Below are 16007 nucleotides of genomic sequence, written 5' to 3'. Positions count from 1 at the left end.
TAAGTGGGGCCAAATGCGACAAAATTAGTGTGGAGGGGTTCCCGAGCGGCCAAAGGGATCAGACTGTAAATCTGACGGCTCAGCCTTCGCTGGTTCGAATCCAGCTCCCTCCACCACTTTTCTTTCTAGCTTTGCTAGTTCTAGACTTACTTTTTCTAATTTTATTCTTTATTAATCAAATACCCATTGTAAACTTGCACCGTGTTGTTTTAACCACTTTGTTGCTTGCTTATAGTTCGGGTAAAATTCACTAACGCGTAGCCAAAATGGCGCACTGTGATTTAAGTACTTCAAGTGTGCAAGCTCATGCACAATTACATAATCAATAATGTACTGTGGTGCACTGACTAACAATAAATTAAAGGTAAGTTCCCTGCGTCGATTACAACTACCCCAACGTCGTTTATAAGTTTGGATCCGAATATTGCTAGGCAGCGCTTCTGCCATTTTCAAACAGTAATCATTAACCCGCATTTCAATGTAACTTTCTAACTGTTCGTGTAAAAAGGTTTCTAATAATGTTTGATACATTAATTGTTGATGCTTAACTCGACCAGAAATACTGAGTTGCAAAGTGGTCACAGACTGATTTTTCACTAACAACCAATGGCTACGATTACTTACAGCAAAAGTTAATTGTACAACATCATCAAAAACAACCACCCGATTATTTTTTAATGGGTATTGCCTTGTGTCTAATTGCTGTCTTTGCTTGGTAATTTGCACATTGATCCAATCTGTTTTACTCAACAACCAACTCTCAAGCTCTTTTTTAGCAACACCTATAGGTGCATAAACTGTCACAGCCTGCTGATGAACTTTAATTGCCACGGTTTTACGACGGCGACTGCGCTTTAATGTGTATTCAAACAAATTTAACTCTTAGTGCTACGGTGAGCAATATGGAATAATTTTCGAGTTATTATATTACCTTGCAAAAAAACTGCTAACCTATAATTAAGAATAATTTAAAAAGCAGCATCCGATTATGCCTGATAAGCCTTGTTGTAAGTATACCTCCCCCGATGGGCATCAATGCCAGGAAATAGATATGGGCTCAGGTTTTTGTTTTTGGCATGATAATAAGTTTGATAAATCGGGCCTTGAGCTGAGTCACAAATTAGAACGTTATGCTAAAAAAGGAGGTTTATTGCAAGGTCTTCAGTTACAGCGTGCAAACTTAACAGGTTTAAGCCTAATAAAGCATGATGATGAAGAAGGATTTGATTTATCTTACAGTAATTTTTATCGAGCAAATTTAAGTGGTGCTCACCTATTTAATAATACAATCGCACACAGCTCATTAATGAAAGCAAATTTACGTGAGGCTAACCTGCACTACTGTAACTTGCAACATACTAATTTATTAGGAATTAAGCTGGACAACACGCGCATTGATAAAATTGATTTAGGTGTTGAATTATTACAAGAGAGCCAAGCTAAAACAGCCCTTAAACAATCAGATCGCAACACTGCGCTAGACCTATTTGAGCAATCTGAAGAAATATTTAGAAACCTACGTAAAGCATCGGAACAACAAGGTCTTTTCGAGCTCGCTGGTAACTTTACCTATAAAGAATTAAGAATGCGCCATGCGCAATACCCCAAAGGCTCTAAAAAACAATTAGCATCCAGTGCTATCAACTTATTGTGTGGATATGGCGAAAAACCTGAAAACGTCATTAGGTTTAGCTTAGGCTTAATCATTTTTTGTGCATTTTGCTACTTTATCTTTGGCGTTGTATATGCCGGAGAAACGCTCCAACTAAATTTATCCGCTTCTTTCAATGATAATTTATCAGCATTACTCAATAGTTTTTATTTTAGTGTTGTTACATTTACGACGTTAGGCTACGGCGATATTACGCCAACCGGATTTTCTCGTTTTATCGCCGCTGTAGAAGCATTTTGCGGTAGTTTCTCATTAGCTTTATTCGTAGTTGTCTTTGTAAAACGTATGACTCGCTAGGCTTCTTTCAAGTTGAAAGAATAATAAATTACAGGTTTGGGCAAAACTCGCTATAAAAACAACTGTTAATAATGCTAAAGTTATAACCTATATAATGTAGTGCACTGATTTTAAGTGCTTTGCTTTTGTTAATTTCTGTCGCATTCCATGAGTGAACTTATTGGATAAGCCATATTTTGAGCCATTATGCTTGCAACGTTTTTTATTACGAATCAAGACCCTAGTTTAATTATAAATGGTGTTTTTAACCCTTTTTTGGTGACGCTATCAATTTTAACGGCCATTTTTGCGGCCTATTTCTCTGCATATTTAATTGATCTGGCAAAAGAAACTCGCTTTAAGAGCTATCAAAGGCTCGCAAATTCAACCGCTGCGCTCGTGCTCTCTGGTGGTATTTGGAGTATGCACTTTATTGGTATGTTAGCTTTTTCTTTGTGTACTAATATTAGCTACGACCCTGCAATCACTTTCCTCTCTTTTATTCCTGCTTTTTTGGCTTGTTTAACGGCTATTTCTTTATTAGTTAAAAGTAATAAAAAATTCATAGATTTACTCGTACCATCCGTTTTGTTAGGCGCAGGTATCGGGACCATGCATTATAGTGGGATGGCAGCAATGGAGTTGAGCCCGCTACTTCGGTATGACCCACTCATGTTTGGTTTATCAATTATTGTGGCTGTCGTACTTGCGTTTATATCCTTGTACACACGTTTTAATATCAGCCAGCATTTCCCTAAATTTACAGTTATTCAAGCAAGGCTGATCAGTGCGATTATTCTCGGGTTTGCCGTTGCGGGCATGCACTATATGGGAATGGCCGCCACACGATTTGTTGCAACATCCCCATTATTAAATGACAGTAGCAAAGATTCACAACTTACCTTTGTGGCCATCAGTGTCGTTTTTTCTACCATGCTTTTAACGGCAATTGTAGCTATTATAAACGGCATGGTTCGCTACCGGATGTTGTTAGAAGAAAAAACAGGTAACGAATCACGCTTAGAAGCCATTTTATCCACTGCGATTGATGGCATAGTTACAATTGATCACCTTGGCCATATTCTAAGCTTTAATAATGCTGCAGAAGGTATTTTTGGATGGAGTGAAGCCGAAGTTCGAGGAAAAAATGTTAAAATGCTGATGGCTGATGACATTGCTAATCATCATGATGATTATCTTTCTAAAGCAGACCATATTGATTTAGGGAAAGTTATTGGCATTAATCGTGATGTGTTCGCAAAACATAAAAATGGTCACTTATTCCCTATCCGACTTGGCATAGGTGAAGTCAACCAACCTGGTCATAATTCCTTGTTCGTTGGCTTTATCACAGACTTAAGCGAACAACGCACCCTACAACAAAACCTAGTCAAAAAAGAGCAACAATATCGCTCTTTAATGGATAATATGCCTGGTGTTGTTTTTCGCTGCCATATAAATGAACAATGGAGCATGATTTTTATCAGCCCTAGTATTCATGAACTAACTGGTTACATACCCTCTGAGTTTATTAATAAAAATATCGAGTTTGGTAATTTACTTTATAAAGATGATATTCCACATATTAACCAAGCAATTGATCAGGCGATTACAGATAAATCGCAATATTCAATTGAATATCGAGTACGCCACCGTAACGGAAATCTAATTTGGGTACTTGAGAAAGGTAGTTTTGAATTTAATGAGCATGGCGTAGCTATTTGGATTGACGGTGTGCTTGTTGATATAAGCGAGCGACGAAAATACGAAGATAAGCTTAAGCTCGCCAAAATAGCCGCAGAAGATGCAGCGCAAGCTAAGCAGTCCTTTATGGCAAATATGAGCCATGAAATTCGCACACCAATGAATTCAATCATTGGCTTTAGTGACTTATTGATGGACACTCCGCTTGATCAGGAGCAGCAAAAACATTTAATCACCGTAAATAATGCAGCACGCTCACTACTGCGCTTACTTAACGAGATCCTCGATTCTGCAAAACTTGAAAAAGGGAAACTGACTATTGAGCCTGTGCATTTTAACCTCCAACCTATGCTCGACAGCATTATCTCAACGTTCTGGTTAGAAGCCAAAAAGAAAGATCTAGCGTTAAACCTTACCATCAAAGAGTCAGTGCATACTGCCTACTATGGCGATCCCGATAGAATCAGGCAAGTACTCACAAACTTAATTGGCAACGCAATTAAATTTACAGAAAAAGGGACTGTGGATGTAACCGTGAGTACGACTCAAAACAATTATTTATTTTTTGAAGTGCAAGATACTGGTATTGGTATTGCCAAAGATCGCCTTAAAGCTGTATTCCAGCCATTTGAACAGGCTGATGGCACCACGACCCGTCGCTTTGGTGGAACAGGCCTTGGCACGACTATTAGCAAACAACTCGTCGAATTAATGGGCGGTTCTATTAATCTAGTCAGCGAAGAACATAAAGGCAGCTGTTTTTTCTTTTCACTCCCACTTGGTGAAGGAGATGAAAGTTTAATTAACTACTTTGATGGCCTACATACACAATTACCTCCTTTGCGTATTTTAGTGGTTGACGATATTGAGCAAAATGTTGAGCTACTGCGTTTATTACTTTCTCGAGATAAGCATACCGTCAGCACCGCGTGTAATGGTTTAGAGGCGCTGGCCATTTTTGAGCAACAAGACTTTGATGTTATTTTGATGGATATTCATATGCCTGAATGTGATGGCATCACAGCAACGCAAAAAATACGTAAAATAGAGCAGCAACGACAGTTAAAAAACGTGCCTATTATTGCGCTAACAGCCAGTGTTTTACAGCAAGATAAGCTAACAGCGAAAAAAGCGGGAATGAACGGATTTGCGAATAAACCGGTTGATATAAACCAACTAAACCAAGAAATTTCGCAAGTTTTGGGTTTTGGACTGAAAAAAGAAACCTTGATTGCCCACACAGATCCAACAGCGCTGCACATAGATTTCAAAAAAGGGCAGCTGCTTTGGGGCAGTAAATGTAAGCAGTTGACACAAATTCAGCGTTTTTTAAAAGAACAACACCCACTTTACGACACTATGTTTAAAAATGGCTTAGCTGCATTAAAAAATGCTAATAGCACACTACACACCCTTAAAGGCTTATCGGGTAATTTAGGTTTACCAACCATGATGAAGCTTTTCTCCGAAATAGAAAAAAGCCAAACATTACAGCAACAAACTCAACTCATTAGACAATTACAAACAGAGTTAAATACGGTGAGTCAGCTTTTAATCGAGAAGACATCATCTTGCATGCCACACCATGAACCTGAAAAAAACACACGCGAGTTATCACTCAGTGAACTTAAATCAATGTGTGAACTACTTTTCAAAGACGCTGAAAACGCCGAGCTTAACGATGAGTTCTTAGCAAAAATAGCCGCTGGTGCACCACAGATTTATCAAAGTGAAGTTACTGCCTTAGTAGAATCTTTTGACCTATTTGATTTTGATAATGCCCAAAGTAACCTTAAATTATTAATTGAACGACTTAATCAGACTGATAATATGGAAACACAATGATGGACTTAATAACTGAGCGCCCAAGAATCCTTATTGTTGACGATGAACCCGCCAACTTAAAAGTAATGCGTGAAGTCTTAAGCAAACATTATCGTCTATCGTTTGCTAAATCGGGAGATGCCGCACTCGCATTAGTTGAAAAAGAACCACCTAAGCTTATACTACTTGATATCATGATGCCTGATATGAATGGCTTTGAAGTATGTCAACGCCTTAAGAGCAACCCTACAACTACACATATCCCGATTATTTTTGTTACTGCATTGAGTGATGAAAGCGATGAGTTTAAAGGCTTTGAATTAGGCGCGGTTGATTACATAACCAAGCCAATCAGCCCTGCAATCGTTCGTGCAAGAGTAAAAACACACTTATCACTCATTCAGGCTGAGCAATTAAAATTAGCCCATGTAGATTTAGTTCACCGTTTAGGGCGAGCCGCAGAATATAAAGACACCGATACAGGTGAGCACATTGTTCGGATGAGTAAATACAGTAAAATTCTTGCACTTGCCTATGGCATGCATGAAGAGCATGCTGAGCTGTTAAAGCAAGCGGCACCAATGCATGACATTGGGAAAATTGGGATCCCTGATGCGATATTGCTCAAGCCAGGAAAACTAACGGCAAGCGAGTTTGATTATATGAAAGAGCACGCTCAAATAGGTGCGCAAATTCTTGAAAACTCTTCGTCACCTTTGCTTCAATTGGCGCACTTACTTGCGATAGAACATCATGAGAAATGGGATGGTTCAGGTTACCCTAACGGTTTGCAAGGCAAAAACATATCAATTGAAGGCCGTATTGTTGCGATTGCCGATGTATTTGATGCATTGACCTCAAAACGCCCCTATAAAGAGCCATGGCCTATTGAAGATGCACTAAAATTTTTGCAAGAACAAGCCGGCGTTCATTTTGACCCTGAGCTTGTCCATTTATTTACAGCGCAAATTGATGCGATTATGGATATTTACTCAACCTATCAAAACTAATTGTTGAGGTGGCCTGCAATATACTGATAGTCATGTGATGTGATCTCATGGCTATTACCGCTATTATCTTTAAAATACACCGAAAAAGTTACTTTATGATCAGCCAGCACCGTTTTTATATTTAAGTCTTTCAGATGTTTCAACCATGCCAAAAACTGCTCACCTGTCGCACCAAAAGCAATCCCTTTACTTGTGCCCTCACCTTCAAAAAGAGCAAGCCTGACAGTTGCCCCTCGATCCTCTAACGTTAATGGGCCTGTGCCTTCATTCCAAAAGGCCAGCTCTGGGATCACTGTAAAACCCAACACTGATTCGTACCAAATAAGCGACTCGGCAAGGTTTGCCACATTTAAATGGCAATGATCGACCCCAACTAACAATGGACACGTCATAGTTCTTTCCCCACTTCTGACTTTAACTGCTCTATAAACGCCAACATATAATCAGTGCGGCGCTTTGCTTCCGTTTTCGCTGAAGGCGTGTTCATACTTTTTGCGATGTGAAGTAACTTAATAAAAAAATGATCGAGTGTATATAGTGTGTCATCCGCTTTACGCTGTTGGCAAAATGGATCTTGCGGGTGATATAAATGTCGGCTGATTGATCCACCAACCTTCATACAACGGCTGACGCCTATTGCACCTAATGCATCCATACGGTCAGCATCTTGCACAATCTGTGCCTCTACCGATTGTATTTGTATATTAGCGCTAAAACTGTGGGCAACAATCGCATGATGAATGGCAGCAAAAAATTGCTGGTCATACCCTATTGAAGCTAAGAAAGAAATCGCTTTATCTGCTGCCATCGTTGACGCTTTTGCACGATCAGGGTGGTTTTTCGCAACGGCTACACAATCATGTAGCCATGCAGCAGGAAGTACCACAGCCATATTGGCTTGCTCTGCAATGCAAAGCTGCTTTGCTACGCGTACGACTCTTTCAATATGGGTAATATCGTGAGCAACATCGGCACACACAACTTCAGTAATAAACCCTTTACAAGCAATTTCGAGTTGTTGTAATGACACCGGTAATGGAATTTCTTGGTTCATAAATAACGTCGTTTCAAATTAAAACAATCAATTGCAGTTACTTTACCGTGCTTATAGGGGCTTGTGCAAAACATTCATTGTATGTTCGCCCTTGCTTCACTAAAATAGCCTGCTAATTCATCTGTAATGAGAAGCCCAATGTCATCTGCCGTATACCTACAAGCTGGTCGTGAAAAATCACTAAAAAGAAAACACCCATGGTTGTTTTCAAAAGCCATAAAAAAAATAAAAGGTAAACCTGGGTTAGGTGATACGGTAACTATCCATGATAACGATGGTAAATTTTTAGCAACTGCCGCCTACAGCCCACACTCACAAATTAGAGCCCGAGTATGGAGCTTTGACGAAAAAGAAATCATTGATCAGGCATTTTTTGAGCGTCGTTTACGTCGTGCATTCGACGCACGCGAACAAGTAATCATTGAAGGTGGTTTAACGGGGTTTCGCTTATGTGCTGCGGAGTCTGATTTTCTGCCAGGCGTTACTATTGATAAATTTGATAATGTGCTCGTTTGTCAGTTATTAAGTGCTGGCGCTGAGCGTCATAAAGGTGAAATTGTAGGCGCATTAATCAGTATTTTCCCTGGTTGTGATGTGTATGAGCGCTCAGATGTTGAAGTACGCACCAAAGAAGGTTTAGAACCTACGATGGGTGTATTATGGGGTAATAAACCTGAGCAGCCTGTATTAATTGAAGAAAACGGTTTTAAAATCGAAGTTGATATTCTTGAAGGTCACAAAACAGGTTTTTACCTTGACCAACGCGACAGCCGTGCAGCCCTTGAACGTTTTTCTAAAGATAAAAAAGTACTTAACTGCTTTAGCTACACAGGTACATTTTCATTGTACGCATTACGTGGTGGCTGTGAGCATGTTACTAATGTTGATGTATCACAACCAGCCCTAGATACTGCTAAACGCAATATTGAGCATAATAATCTTGATCTCAGTAAAGTGGACTTTGTTAAGCAAGACGTATTTAAATTATTACGTCAATACCGTGAAGACGGCGTGCTTTTTGATACAGTCGTTATGGATCCACCAAAATTTGCGGATAATAAAGCCCAGCTTACTGGTGCGTGTCGTGGTTATAAAGATATCAACATGATTGCAATGCAAATACTTAAACCTGGCGGCACATTGCTCACTTTTTCATGTTCGGGGTTAATGGAACAAAACTTGTTTCAAAAAGTGGTTGCTGATGCAGCTCTTGATGCTGGGAAAGACTTATTGATTATGGAACGTTTAAACCAAGCAGCCGATCACCCTATTGCTGGCAGCTACCCTGAAGGTTTTTACTTAAAAGGCTTGATCTGTAAAGTTTACTAATCGCTAGTTAAAATGCATGATTTCAAGTCCTGCTGTGACCGTGCCATCGTTTTCTTTGCTGGCGCGGATCACTTTAGCGGTCGCATCAAGCGGCGCTATATTTGCGCTTGTCGAATTAATATTCACTCTTACAATTGTGCCCACTTCAAGTAACTCATCTAAATGTACTGACAATCCTGTCGCACTTAAATCCACACACACCGCATCAAAATGCTGATCTGAAATTGGCTCTATTGTTACTAATTTTGCTTGTGCGTTGATCTGCATACGTTTGAAATTACGTTGTTCTTCATTAAGCATACTGTTCTCCTAAACGACCGTGTTTATTTTTTCTAATAATCCACCCACTGAAAAGGGTTTTACGACATAAGCGTCACAACCCGCTTCAAAGCCGGCTTTTTGCTCTTGTTCTGACTCTAATCCCGATACCATAACAACAGGTATATGACGCGTTTCTGGCGTATTTTTCAACATCCTACATGTATCATAACCATCTAATCCCGGCATACACACGTCAAGCAAAATTACATCTGGTGGATTGGCTATCGCTGATGATAAACAGTGAGTTCCAGAATCAGCATAACTTAGTTCAAAACTTGCTGATAGTGCGCCTTTAAGCATTTCAAAATTAAAGTACTCATCATCAACAACAAGCAAACGTAGATTTTTTTTATCTGCTGAGGGCATAGTAAATATTTGTTCCTTCATTATGTTCAAAAATAAATCCTTCCTTTAAGGTACTCAGCTTGCAATAAAATGCAAGCTTAAATATTGATCAATCATGCTCTTTTAATGCATTCAGAACCCTCTTTCCTGATATCGGGTAAGGTGTCCCTAACGTTTGTGCAAATAAGGATACTCTCAGTTCTTGCTGCATCCAAAAAATTGTCTGTAACGACTCTGGAATAGGCATCCCTTGTGGTATCTTTTTAAGGTACTTTTGATACTCCTGCGCTACTTTATCTAATTCAAGCACGCATAATCTGTCACGGTTTGGGTCAACAGGTAGTTTCTCTAAACGCTTTTCTATTGCTTTTAAATAACGGATTAAATCACTTAATTTATCTGCCCCGTGATTGGATACAAACCCCTTAAACACTAGAGACTCTAATTGGCTTTTAATATCGCCGTGCGCCGTGATCATGGTTAAATCTACACGCCCTTTCATCTTTTTATGCAACGCATGCGCAATACTTAATACTTGCTCCACTTGCGTTGCAATAGCAACGACAGTATCGCCTAACTCTCCACGGACCTGTTCCTTTACTTGTTCAAACGCATGCTCTGTTCGTACATCACCGAGTTTTACGAGCAAACTATCTACCCCTGCTGCAATACAATCATCAATTAAATCAGCGACTTTACCAAATGGATTGAAATATAGACCTAATTTAGCTTTGTTGGGTAAGTTTTGTTGTAAATATTTTATCGGCGAAGGAACATTAAGTAACACTAATCGACGTAAACCTTGCTGATGAGCAGCGTGTGCTTTGATCTCATTATCAAACAACTCAACTGCTGCAGATGATTTTTTATCCACCAGTGCCGGGTATGCTTTTATCTCATACTGGCCTTGTTTTTTCACATACGAGAGCGGTAATTTACCAAAATCCCATGTCAGTAAATCGCTCTTTTCAATGCCTTTGTCAGCCACTTTTGATAGGGTTTGCGTCACTTTACCTTGCAGCTGTGCTTTTAATTTAGCTAAATCCATACCATGTGCTAACACCCCCCCTTTTTCATCGCGTACTTCAAACTGCAAACGTAAATGAGTGGCAAGGGTTGTTAAATCCCATGCATCAGGCTCGACCTTAACGCCGGTCATACGCAACAATCGTGTGCTTAACGCTTCCAGTAAGTTCCCCTGCATAGGCTCTATAGCAGCCAATACCGCATCTGCATAGTTGGGTGCGGGTACAAAGTTACGACGCAACGATTTAGGAAGTGACTTAATTAAGCCACAAATTAATTCATGACGAAATGCAGGTATATGCCAGTCAAAACCGCTTTCTTGCACTTGGTTTAATAGTGCGACAGGAATTTGCACTGCTACACCATCAACTGCTTGGCCTGGATCAAAGTGGTAATTCAGCGGTAACATTAAATTACCTTGCTGCCATAGATCGGGATAATCAAACTCAGTAATGCTGTCTGCACCGTGCTGCATCAAATCATCACGGGTCATTTGTAAATAATGTTTGTTTTGCTGCTTTTGCGTTTTATACCATTTGTTAAATGCCGTTCGATTATTAATATCGCTCGGAATTTTTTTATCGTAAAACGTATATAAAGTTTGTTCGTCGACTAAAATATCGCGGCGTCGGCTTTTATTCTCAAGTGTTTGAATATCTTCAATCAACTCGCGGTTGAATTGTAAAAAACCTTCGTTTTGGCCTAAGTCCTGTTCAACAAGCGCGCTACGAATAAATAACTCGCGACTCACTTTAGGATCTATATTGCTGTACACACAGCGGCGCTTTGAAACAATGATCAACCCATATAATACTTGCTGTTCAAATGCGATGACTGCGCCTGGTTTTTTCTCCCAGTGCGGTTCACTGTAACTGCGTTTTACTAAATGTTGTGCTAACGGCTCAACCCAATCAATATTTATTTTGGCATTGACGCGCGCATATAATTTACTGGTTTCAACAAGCTCAGCCGACATTAACCACTTAGGGCTCTTTTTAAACAATCCTGAACCTGGGAAAATATGAAATTGACTGTTTCGTGCGCCTTTATACAGTTGCTTTTCATCTTTAAAACCAATGTGACTAAGCATGCCACTGAGTAATGCTTGATGCACTTTATCGCCATCAGCCACGTTTGTTGTGGCTTTCATGCCCATTTCGTTGCATACCGTACTTAGCTGATAAACAATGTCTTGCCATTCGCGAATACGCATATACGCGAGCATATCTTTTTGACACAACTTCCTAAACTGGCTATTACTTAGTTCACTTTGCTGCTCTTCTAGGTAATTCCATAAATTTAAAAAGGCAATAAAATCTGAATCAGGGTCGTCAAATCGGCCATGTTTTTCGTTGGCCGCTGCACGTTTTTCTTGCGGCCGCTCTCGTGGGTCTTGTATCGATAGCGCCGCAACAATAACAATCACTTCACGTAATGCACCTAACTTATGCGCCGTTAACACCATTTTAGCCAACCGTGGATCAACGGGTAAACGGCTCAATTCTAAGCCTGACTTAGTTAGCTGAGTGTCGCGATTACTCTTGGTCGGTTTAACGGCTTCGAGCTCTTCTAATAATGTTAAGCCATCGTTGATATTACGGCTGTCCGGCGCTTGTACAAACGGAAATTGCGCCATGTCACCTAGGCCTAATCCCAACATTTTTAAAATAACAGACGCTAAGTTAGTACGTAGTATTTCTGGGTCAGTAAATTCTGGACGCGAATTAAAATCATCTTCAGCGTATAAGCGAATACAAATACCGGCTTCAACACGCCCGCAACGCCCTTTACGCTGGTTTGCACTGGCTTGTGATATTGGCTCAATTGGTAAACGCTGCACTTTAGTGCGGTAGCTGTAACGACTAATACGCGCCGTGCCTGGGTCAATTACATAACGAATACCCGGTACAGTTAATGATGTTTCAGCCACGTTAGTTGATAAAATTATATGACGACGGCTATGCGGAGCGAAAATTCTGTTTTGCTCTGCATTTGATAATCGCGAATAAAGTGGGAGCACATCAGCCCCTTTTAAATTACGTTTACTCAATGCATCAGCAGTATCTCGAATCTCCCGTTCACCATTTAAAAAGATTAATATGTCACCAGGGCCTTCTTGGCACAACTCATCAACGGCATCAAAAATACCTTGTAGCTGATCGCCTTCGGCTTCCATATTCTCTTTGTCAATTTCAATCAATGGCCTATAACGTACATCAACTGGGAATGTCCGCCCTGAAACCTCAATAATTGGCGCATCATTAAAATGTTTTGAAAAGCGCTGTGGATCAATGGTTGCAGATGTAATAATAACTTTTAAGTCTGGGCGCTTTGGTAATAAGTTTTTTAAATAACCTAAAATAAAATCGATATTTAAACTGCGTTCGTGAGCTTCATCTATAATGATAGTATCGTATTGATTTAAAAATCGATCTTGCTGAATTTCGGCAAGTAAAATACCGTCAGTCATCAATTTTATATAACTATTATTAGACACTTGATCACTAAAACGGATTTTAAAACCTACTTGCTGACCAAGCTCACATTGCATTTCATGGGCAATACGATCCGCAACTGTTCGCGCGGCTAAACGCCGTGGCTGGGTATGCCCGATGTAACCATCAACACCACGACCCAGCTCTAAACACATTTTAGGTATCTGTGTGGTTTTACCTGAACCGGTTTCACCAGCGATGATCACCACTTGGTTATTCGCTATCGCCTGTTTAATATCATTTTTTTTCTGACTAACAGGCAGCTGCTCTGGGTAAGTAACTTTTGGCAATTGAGCTAAACGCACCTCACGCAATTGTTGACTGCGCGCAATGTCAGCGGTGATCTTTTCAAGCACTGCAATTTGTTTTGTTTCATCAGTTATTTTTTTTATGCCATGAAGGCGTTTTTTAAAGATGAATTGATCTTTTCTTAAGCACGTTTTGAGTTCACCAAATAATTGACCTAGGTTTACCACCCCGACTACCTTATAAATTTGAATTAAAGACGCGCAATTATAGCAAACTTCACCGCTGTGGTTAACTTTGCCGCAATATTAAATTTTATAATATATGCCCAAATCAGCTCAAGCTAAAATCGATACCCTCTCTAGAGCGTGTTGACCTTTCGTGATTGATTTTGCAGCAGTATGTTTGGTATTTAGGCAAGGCAGCACCTATGGTGTGTGATGTTCCCCATAAATTGGCGATAACGCAGTATAAATGCCAAACATGTGCTGCCCAAAGGGTTCTTCCTAGGGGCGATTGACTCTTTGTTACCTCCATGGAGGTAGATAAAGGGCGTGAGCAGGACGCGGAAGCTTTGCTCGGTTTTTACTTATTCTCACATGGATATGAGCCAGTAGAATAACGCAGGAGCAGTTATCGAGCCCGCTAGGTTACAAACCTCGCGCCGCGATTGAATCGCCCCTAGATTGAACAAATTTCAATCCACAAAGGCCAACACGCCCTAGCTTCTAATTAGGATCACTGCTTGAGTATACACATCATTTTTAAATTGATGATGGTATTAGTCTAACGTCTATACTTACCTCTAACTTTTTAATTCCTTTATGTGCAATTCACAGGGTCATGTAAAATTAACGAGGTAATCTGTTTAAACACCTGTTCAGGCACATAGCGTGCGAGCTGAAGCACTATGTAATTGAATTCATAAAAATAAAAGTCATCTTAAAGTGAAAATAAACACAACCTAATATAAAACTGACTTAAATCACTACTGAATAATAATTACTAAAAAACCATGATCTCACATTGAATTTATCTATTTTTAGTTCAATATTATTATAAGTAAAAATAACAACATACATTAGATAATTTCACTTTGAACATTAATGTGGTTAGTATGATAATTCTGTAAGTTAATTTCACTGGATTCTTTAAGTGCCATGGGAAGTTTTATGTCGGAAAAACCTTGGATCAAGATTTATAACGAAGTCGATACAGATTGTATTTTAGGTAATAAAGAAGGACTTATAACACTTAGAAATGCGATTGATTATACTTTGGAAAACCGTATATATGCTGTGGATGATAACTTTCAAGCTGATTTCAAATCGATAATTCTTGTTAACAAAAACTGGCAAGAATCTAAGCCAGAAACATTTGCCTCCTGGAAAACAACGTTACTTTTTGTTGCTTTAACTGGCTGGGCTGTTGTTTTACCAATATATGCTATTTGGACACTTGTTTAATGAAAAAAGGCGCATTAAGCGCCTTTTATGTCCTTTGGGCAGAACTGTGTATTGACTTATAGTGCAGCGAATACTTCATCTGTTTTTGCAGCACAGATAAAATCATTCTTATGTAGCCCTTTAATAGAGTGGCTCCACCATGTAACTGTTACTTTGCCCCACTCAGTTAATAAACCAGGGTGATGGCCTTCTATCTCTGCCATATCACCTACTTTGTTTGTAAATGCGATGGCTTGTTTAAAGTTTTTAAATTTATAAACTCGCTCTAATTGCATAATACCATCACGTACTTCAGGCACCCAGTCTGGGATCATTTTAATTAACTCTGCGAGCTCTTCATCCGATACTTTTGGAGCATCAACGTGACAGGCTTCGCATTTTTGTGCGCTTAATGATGACATCTTAAATCCTTAACTTGCTAATTTTTCTTTAGGAGGAAATTTTGGGTCGTGTAACCCTAATTCTTTTGCTTGCTCTACTAATGCCATAATATCCAATTGTGAAATATCAAACAAATCATGGATAGAATTAATGGTGTAGTACAAAGGCTGCATAATATCAATTCGGTACGGGGTACGTAATACGTCAAGTACATTCATTGCGTTGATTTCAGGCGTATCTGAATACACATACTGTGTTTCGCCAGGGCTTGATAAAATACCACCGCCATAAATGCGCAGTCCATCGTCTGTTTGCATAAGTCCAAACTCAACGGTAAACCAGTACATACGTGCTAAATAAACACGGTCTTTCTTTTGCGCTGCATAACCTAGCTGTCCATATTTATGCGTAAATTCAGCAAAATCTGGGTTTGTCAGCATAGCGCAATGACCAAATATTTCATGAAAAATATCAGGTTCTTGTAAATAATCAAACTCTTCGCGACTACGGATAAATGTCGCAACTGGAAATTGCTTGTTCGCTAATAAACGAAAAAACTCGTCGAAGTCAATTAACGCAGGTACTGGCGCTACTTGCCAACCTGTTGTGGCTAGCAGCACTTCGTTGAGTTCACTTAATTGTGGAATACGATCATGGGGCAAGTTTATTTTTTTTAGGCCTTCCATGTATTCATTACAGGCTTTGCCTTCAATGCATTTAAGCTGACGCGCGACCAGTTCTGACCATATTTTATTTTCTTCATCGCTCCAATGTATCACACCATTTTCATCTGGTGTTCTGGAGGTGTATTTACTTGCTTTAGCCATTATAACCTTCTTGGTGTTAAACCGAACCTGT

General features: G+C 39.5%; 13 protein-coding genes and 1 tRNA gene. 6 read left to right on the top strand and 8 right to left on the bottom strand.

All coding sequences use genetic code 11. The features are described from left to right. The first annotated feature begins 31 nt into the window (after positions 1–31). Positions 32–116, top strand: a tRNA-Tyr gene (locus HJP15_RS05430). 55 nt (positions 117–171) lie between these two features. Here HJP15_RS05430 and HJP15_RS05425 read toward each other — a convergent pair. Next, positions 172–873: a M48 family metallopeptidase gene (locus HJP15_RS05425; protein ID WP_170173201.1), complete on the bottom strand. Its 702-nt coding sequence runs from the start codon at positions 871–873 to the stop codon at positions 172–174. 115 nt (positions 874–988) lie between these two features. Between HJP15_RS05425 and HJP15_RS05420 the strand changes: the two genes are divergently transcribed. The 3 genes from HJP15_RS05420 to HJP15_RS05410 all read left to right on the top strand — a co-directional run bounded on the left by HJP15_RS05420 (position 989) and on the right by HJP15_RS05410 (position 6486). Further along, complete coding sequence (locus tag HJP15_RS05420; protein WP_054454944.1) at positions 989–1969, top strand: ion channel; 981 nt, start codon at positions 989–991, stop codon at positions 1967–1969. 186 nt (positions 1970–2155) lie between these two features. Beyond that, positions 2156–5497, top strand: coding sequence for an MHYT domain-containing protein (locus HJP15_RS05415; RefSeq protein ID WP_170173200.1), 3342 nt, complete (start codon positions 2156–2158; stop codon positions 5495–5497). After that, on the top strand, positions 5497–6486 hold the full coding sequence (locus HJP15_RS05410; RefSeq protein WP_054206325.1) for a response regulator: 990 nt from the start codon (positions 5497–5499) through the stop codon (positions 6484–6486). Before HJP15_RS05415 ends, HJP15_RS05410 begins: the two co-directional genes overlap by 1 nt. On the opposite strand, the gene HJP15_RS05405 is transcribed toward HJP15_RS05410, so the two are convergent. After that, positions 6483–6878 (bottom strand): VOC family protein, encoded by a 396-nt coding sequence (locus tag HJP15_RS05405; protein ID WP_170173199.1) that lies wholly within the window; start codon positions 6876–6878, stop codon positions 6483–6485. The two genes, HJP15_RS05410 and HJP15_RS05405, sit on opposite strands and share 4 nt — an antisense overlap. After that, positions 6875–7540, bottom strand: a complete 666-nt coding sequence (locus tag HJP15_RS05400; protein WP_169326956.1) for an HD domain-containing protein — start codon at positions 7538–7540, stop codon at positions 6875–6877. Before HJP15_RS05400 ends, HJP15_RS05405 begins: the two co-directional genes overlap by 4 nt. A 138-nt stretch (positions 7541–7678) precedes the next feature. Between HJP15_RS05400 and HJP15_RS05395 the strand changes: the two genes are divergently transcribed. After that, positions 7679–8869 (top strand): class I SAM-dependent methyltransferase, encoded by a 1191-nt coding sequence (locus tag HJP15_RS05395; protein WP_054206322.1) that lies wholly within the window; start codon positions 7679–7681, stop codon positions 8867–8869. Positions 8870–8872: 3 nt separating this feature from the next. Here the strand turns inward: HJP15_RS05395 and HJP15_RS05390 are convergent, their stop codons facing one another. The 3 genes from HJP15_RS05390 to hrpA form a co-directional block, all read right to left on the bottom strand. Next, positions 8873–9169 (bottom strand): PilZ domain-containing protein, encoded by a 297-nt coding sequence (locus HJP15_RS05390; protein WP_054206321.1) that lies wholly within the window; start codon positions 9167–9169, stop codon positions 8873–8875. A 9-nt stretch (positions 9170–9178) separates the two neighbouring features. Continuing rightward, positions 9179–9577: a response regulator gene (locus HJP15_RS05385; protein ID WP_235575787.1), complete on the bottom strand. Its 399-nt coding sequence runs from the start codon at positions 9575–9577 to the stop codon at positions 9179–9181. Between the two features lie 67 nt (positions 9578–9644). Continuing rightward, positions 9645–13532 carry an ATP-dependent RNA helicase HrpA gene (gene hrpA / locus HJP15_RS05380; RefSeq protein WP_054206320.1) on the bottom strand — a complete coding sequence of 1296 codons (3888 nt, stop codon included), beginning with the start codon at positions 13530–13532 and terminating at the stop codon, positions 9645–9647. A 942-nt stretch (positions 13533–14474) separates the two neighbouring features. Here hrpA and HJP15_RS05375 point away from each other — a divergent pair. Further along, entirely contained in the window at positions 14475–14768 is a 294-nt protein-coding gene (locus HJP15_RS05375; RefSeq protein ID WP_169326959.1) for a hypothetical protein, read from the top strand. 56 nt (positions 14769–14824) lie between these two features. Here HJP15_RS05375 and HJP15_RS05370 read toward each other — a convergent pair whose 3' ends face one another. Further along, a complete protein-coding gene (locus HJP15_RS05370) occupies positions 14825–15169 on the bottom strand; it encodes a 4a-hydroxytetrahydrobiopterin dehydratase (RefSeq protein ID WP_169326960.1) in 345 nt (114 codons plus the stop codon). A gap of 9 nt (positions 15170–15178) precedes the next feature. Continuing rightward, a complete protein-coding gene (phhA, locus tag HJP15_RS05365; protein WP_054206317.1) occupies positions 15179–15976 on the bottom strand; it encodes a phenylalanine 4-monooxygenase in 798 nt (265 codons plus the stop codon). Positions 15977–16007 lie beyond the last annotated feature (31 nt).

Origin of the sequence: Pseudoalteromonas sp. NEC-BIFX-2020_002 (assembly GCF_013002825.1) — a bacterium.
GTDB lineage: Bacteria > Pseudomonadota > Gammaproteobacteria > Enterobacterales > Alteromonadaceae > Pseudoalteromonas > Pseudoalteromonas neustonica.
This window is presented reverse-complemented; position numbering and strand designations above follow the sequence as displayed.

Excerpts from the sequence above, each read along its gene's own strand:
- HJP15_RS05390 (WP_054206321.1), bottom strand. The coding sequence starts at position 9,169 with ATGCTTAATGAAGAACAACGTAATTTCAAACGTATGCAGATCAACGCA.
- HJP15_RS05400 (WP_169326956.1), bottom strand. The coding sequence starts at position 7,540 with ATGAACCAAGAAATTCCATTACCGGTGTCATTACAACAACTCGAAATT.
- phhA (WP_054206317.1), bottom strand. The coding sequence starts at position 15,976 with ATGGCTAAAGCAAGTAAATACACCTCCAGAACACCAGATGAAAATGGT.
- HJP15_RS05370 (WP_169326960.1), bottom strand. The coding sequence starts at position 15,169 with ATGTCATCATTAAGCGCACAAAAATGCGAAGCCTGTCACGTTGATGCT.
- HJP15_RS05420 (WP_054454944.1), top strand. The coding sequence starts at position 989 with ATGCCTGATAAGCCTTGTTGTAAGTATACCTCCCCCGATGGGCATCAA.
- HJP15_RS05395 (WP_054206322.1), top strand. The coding sequence starts at position 7,679 with ATGTCATCTGCCGTATACCTACAAGCTGGTCGTGAAAAATCACTAAAA.
- HJP15_RS05415 (WP_170173200.1), top strand. The coding sequence starts at position 2,156 with ATGCTTGCAACGTTTTTTATTACGAATCAAGACCCTAGTTTAATTATA.
- HJP15_RS05405 (WP_170173199.1), bottom strand. The coding sequence starts at position 6,878 with ATGACGTGTCCATTGTTAGTTGGGGTCGATCATTGCCATTTAAATGTG.
- HJP15_RS05385 (WP_235575787.1), bottom strand. The coding sequence starts at position 9,577 with ATGAAGGAACAAATATTTACTATGCCCTCAGCAGATAAAAAAAATCTA.
- HJP15_RS05410 (WP_054206325.1), top strand. The coding sequence starts at position 5,497 with ATGGACTTAATAACTGAGCGCCCAAGAATCCTTATTGTTGACGATGAA.
- HJP15_RS05375 (WP_169326959.1), top strand. The coding sequence starts at position 14,475 with ATGTCGGAAAAACCTTGGATCAAGATTTATAACGAAGTCGATACAGAT.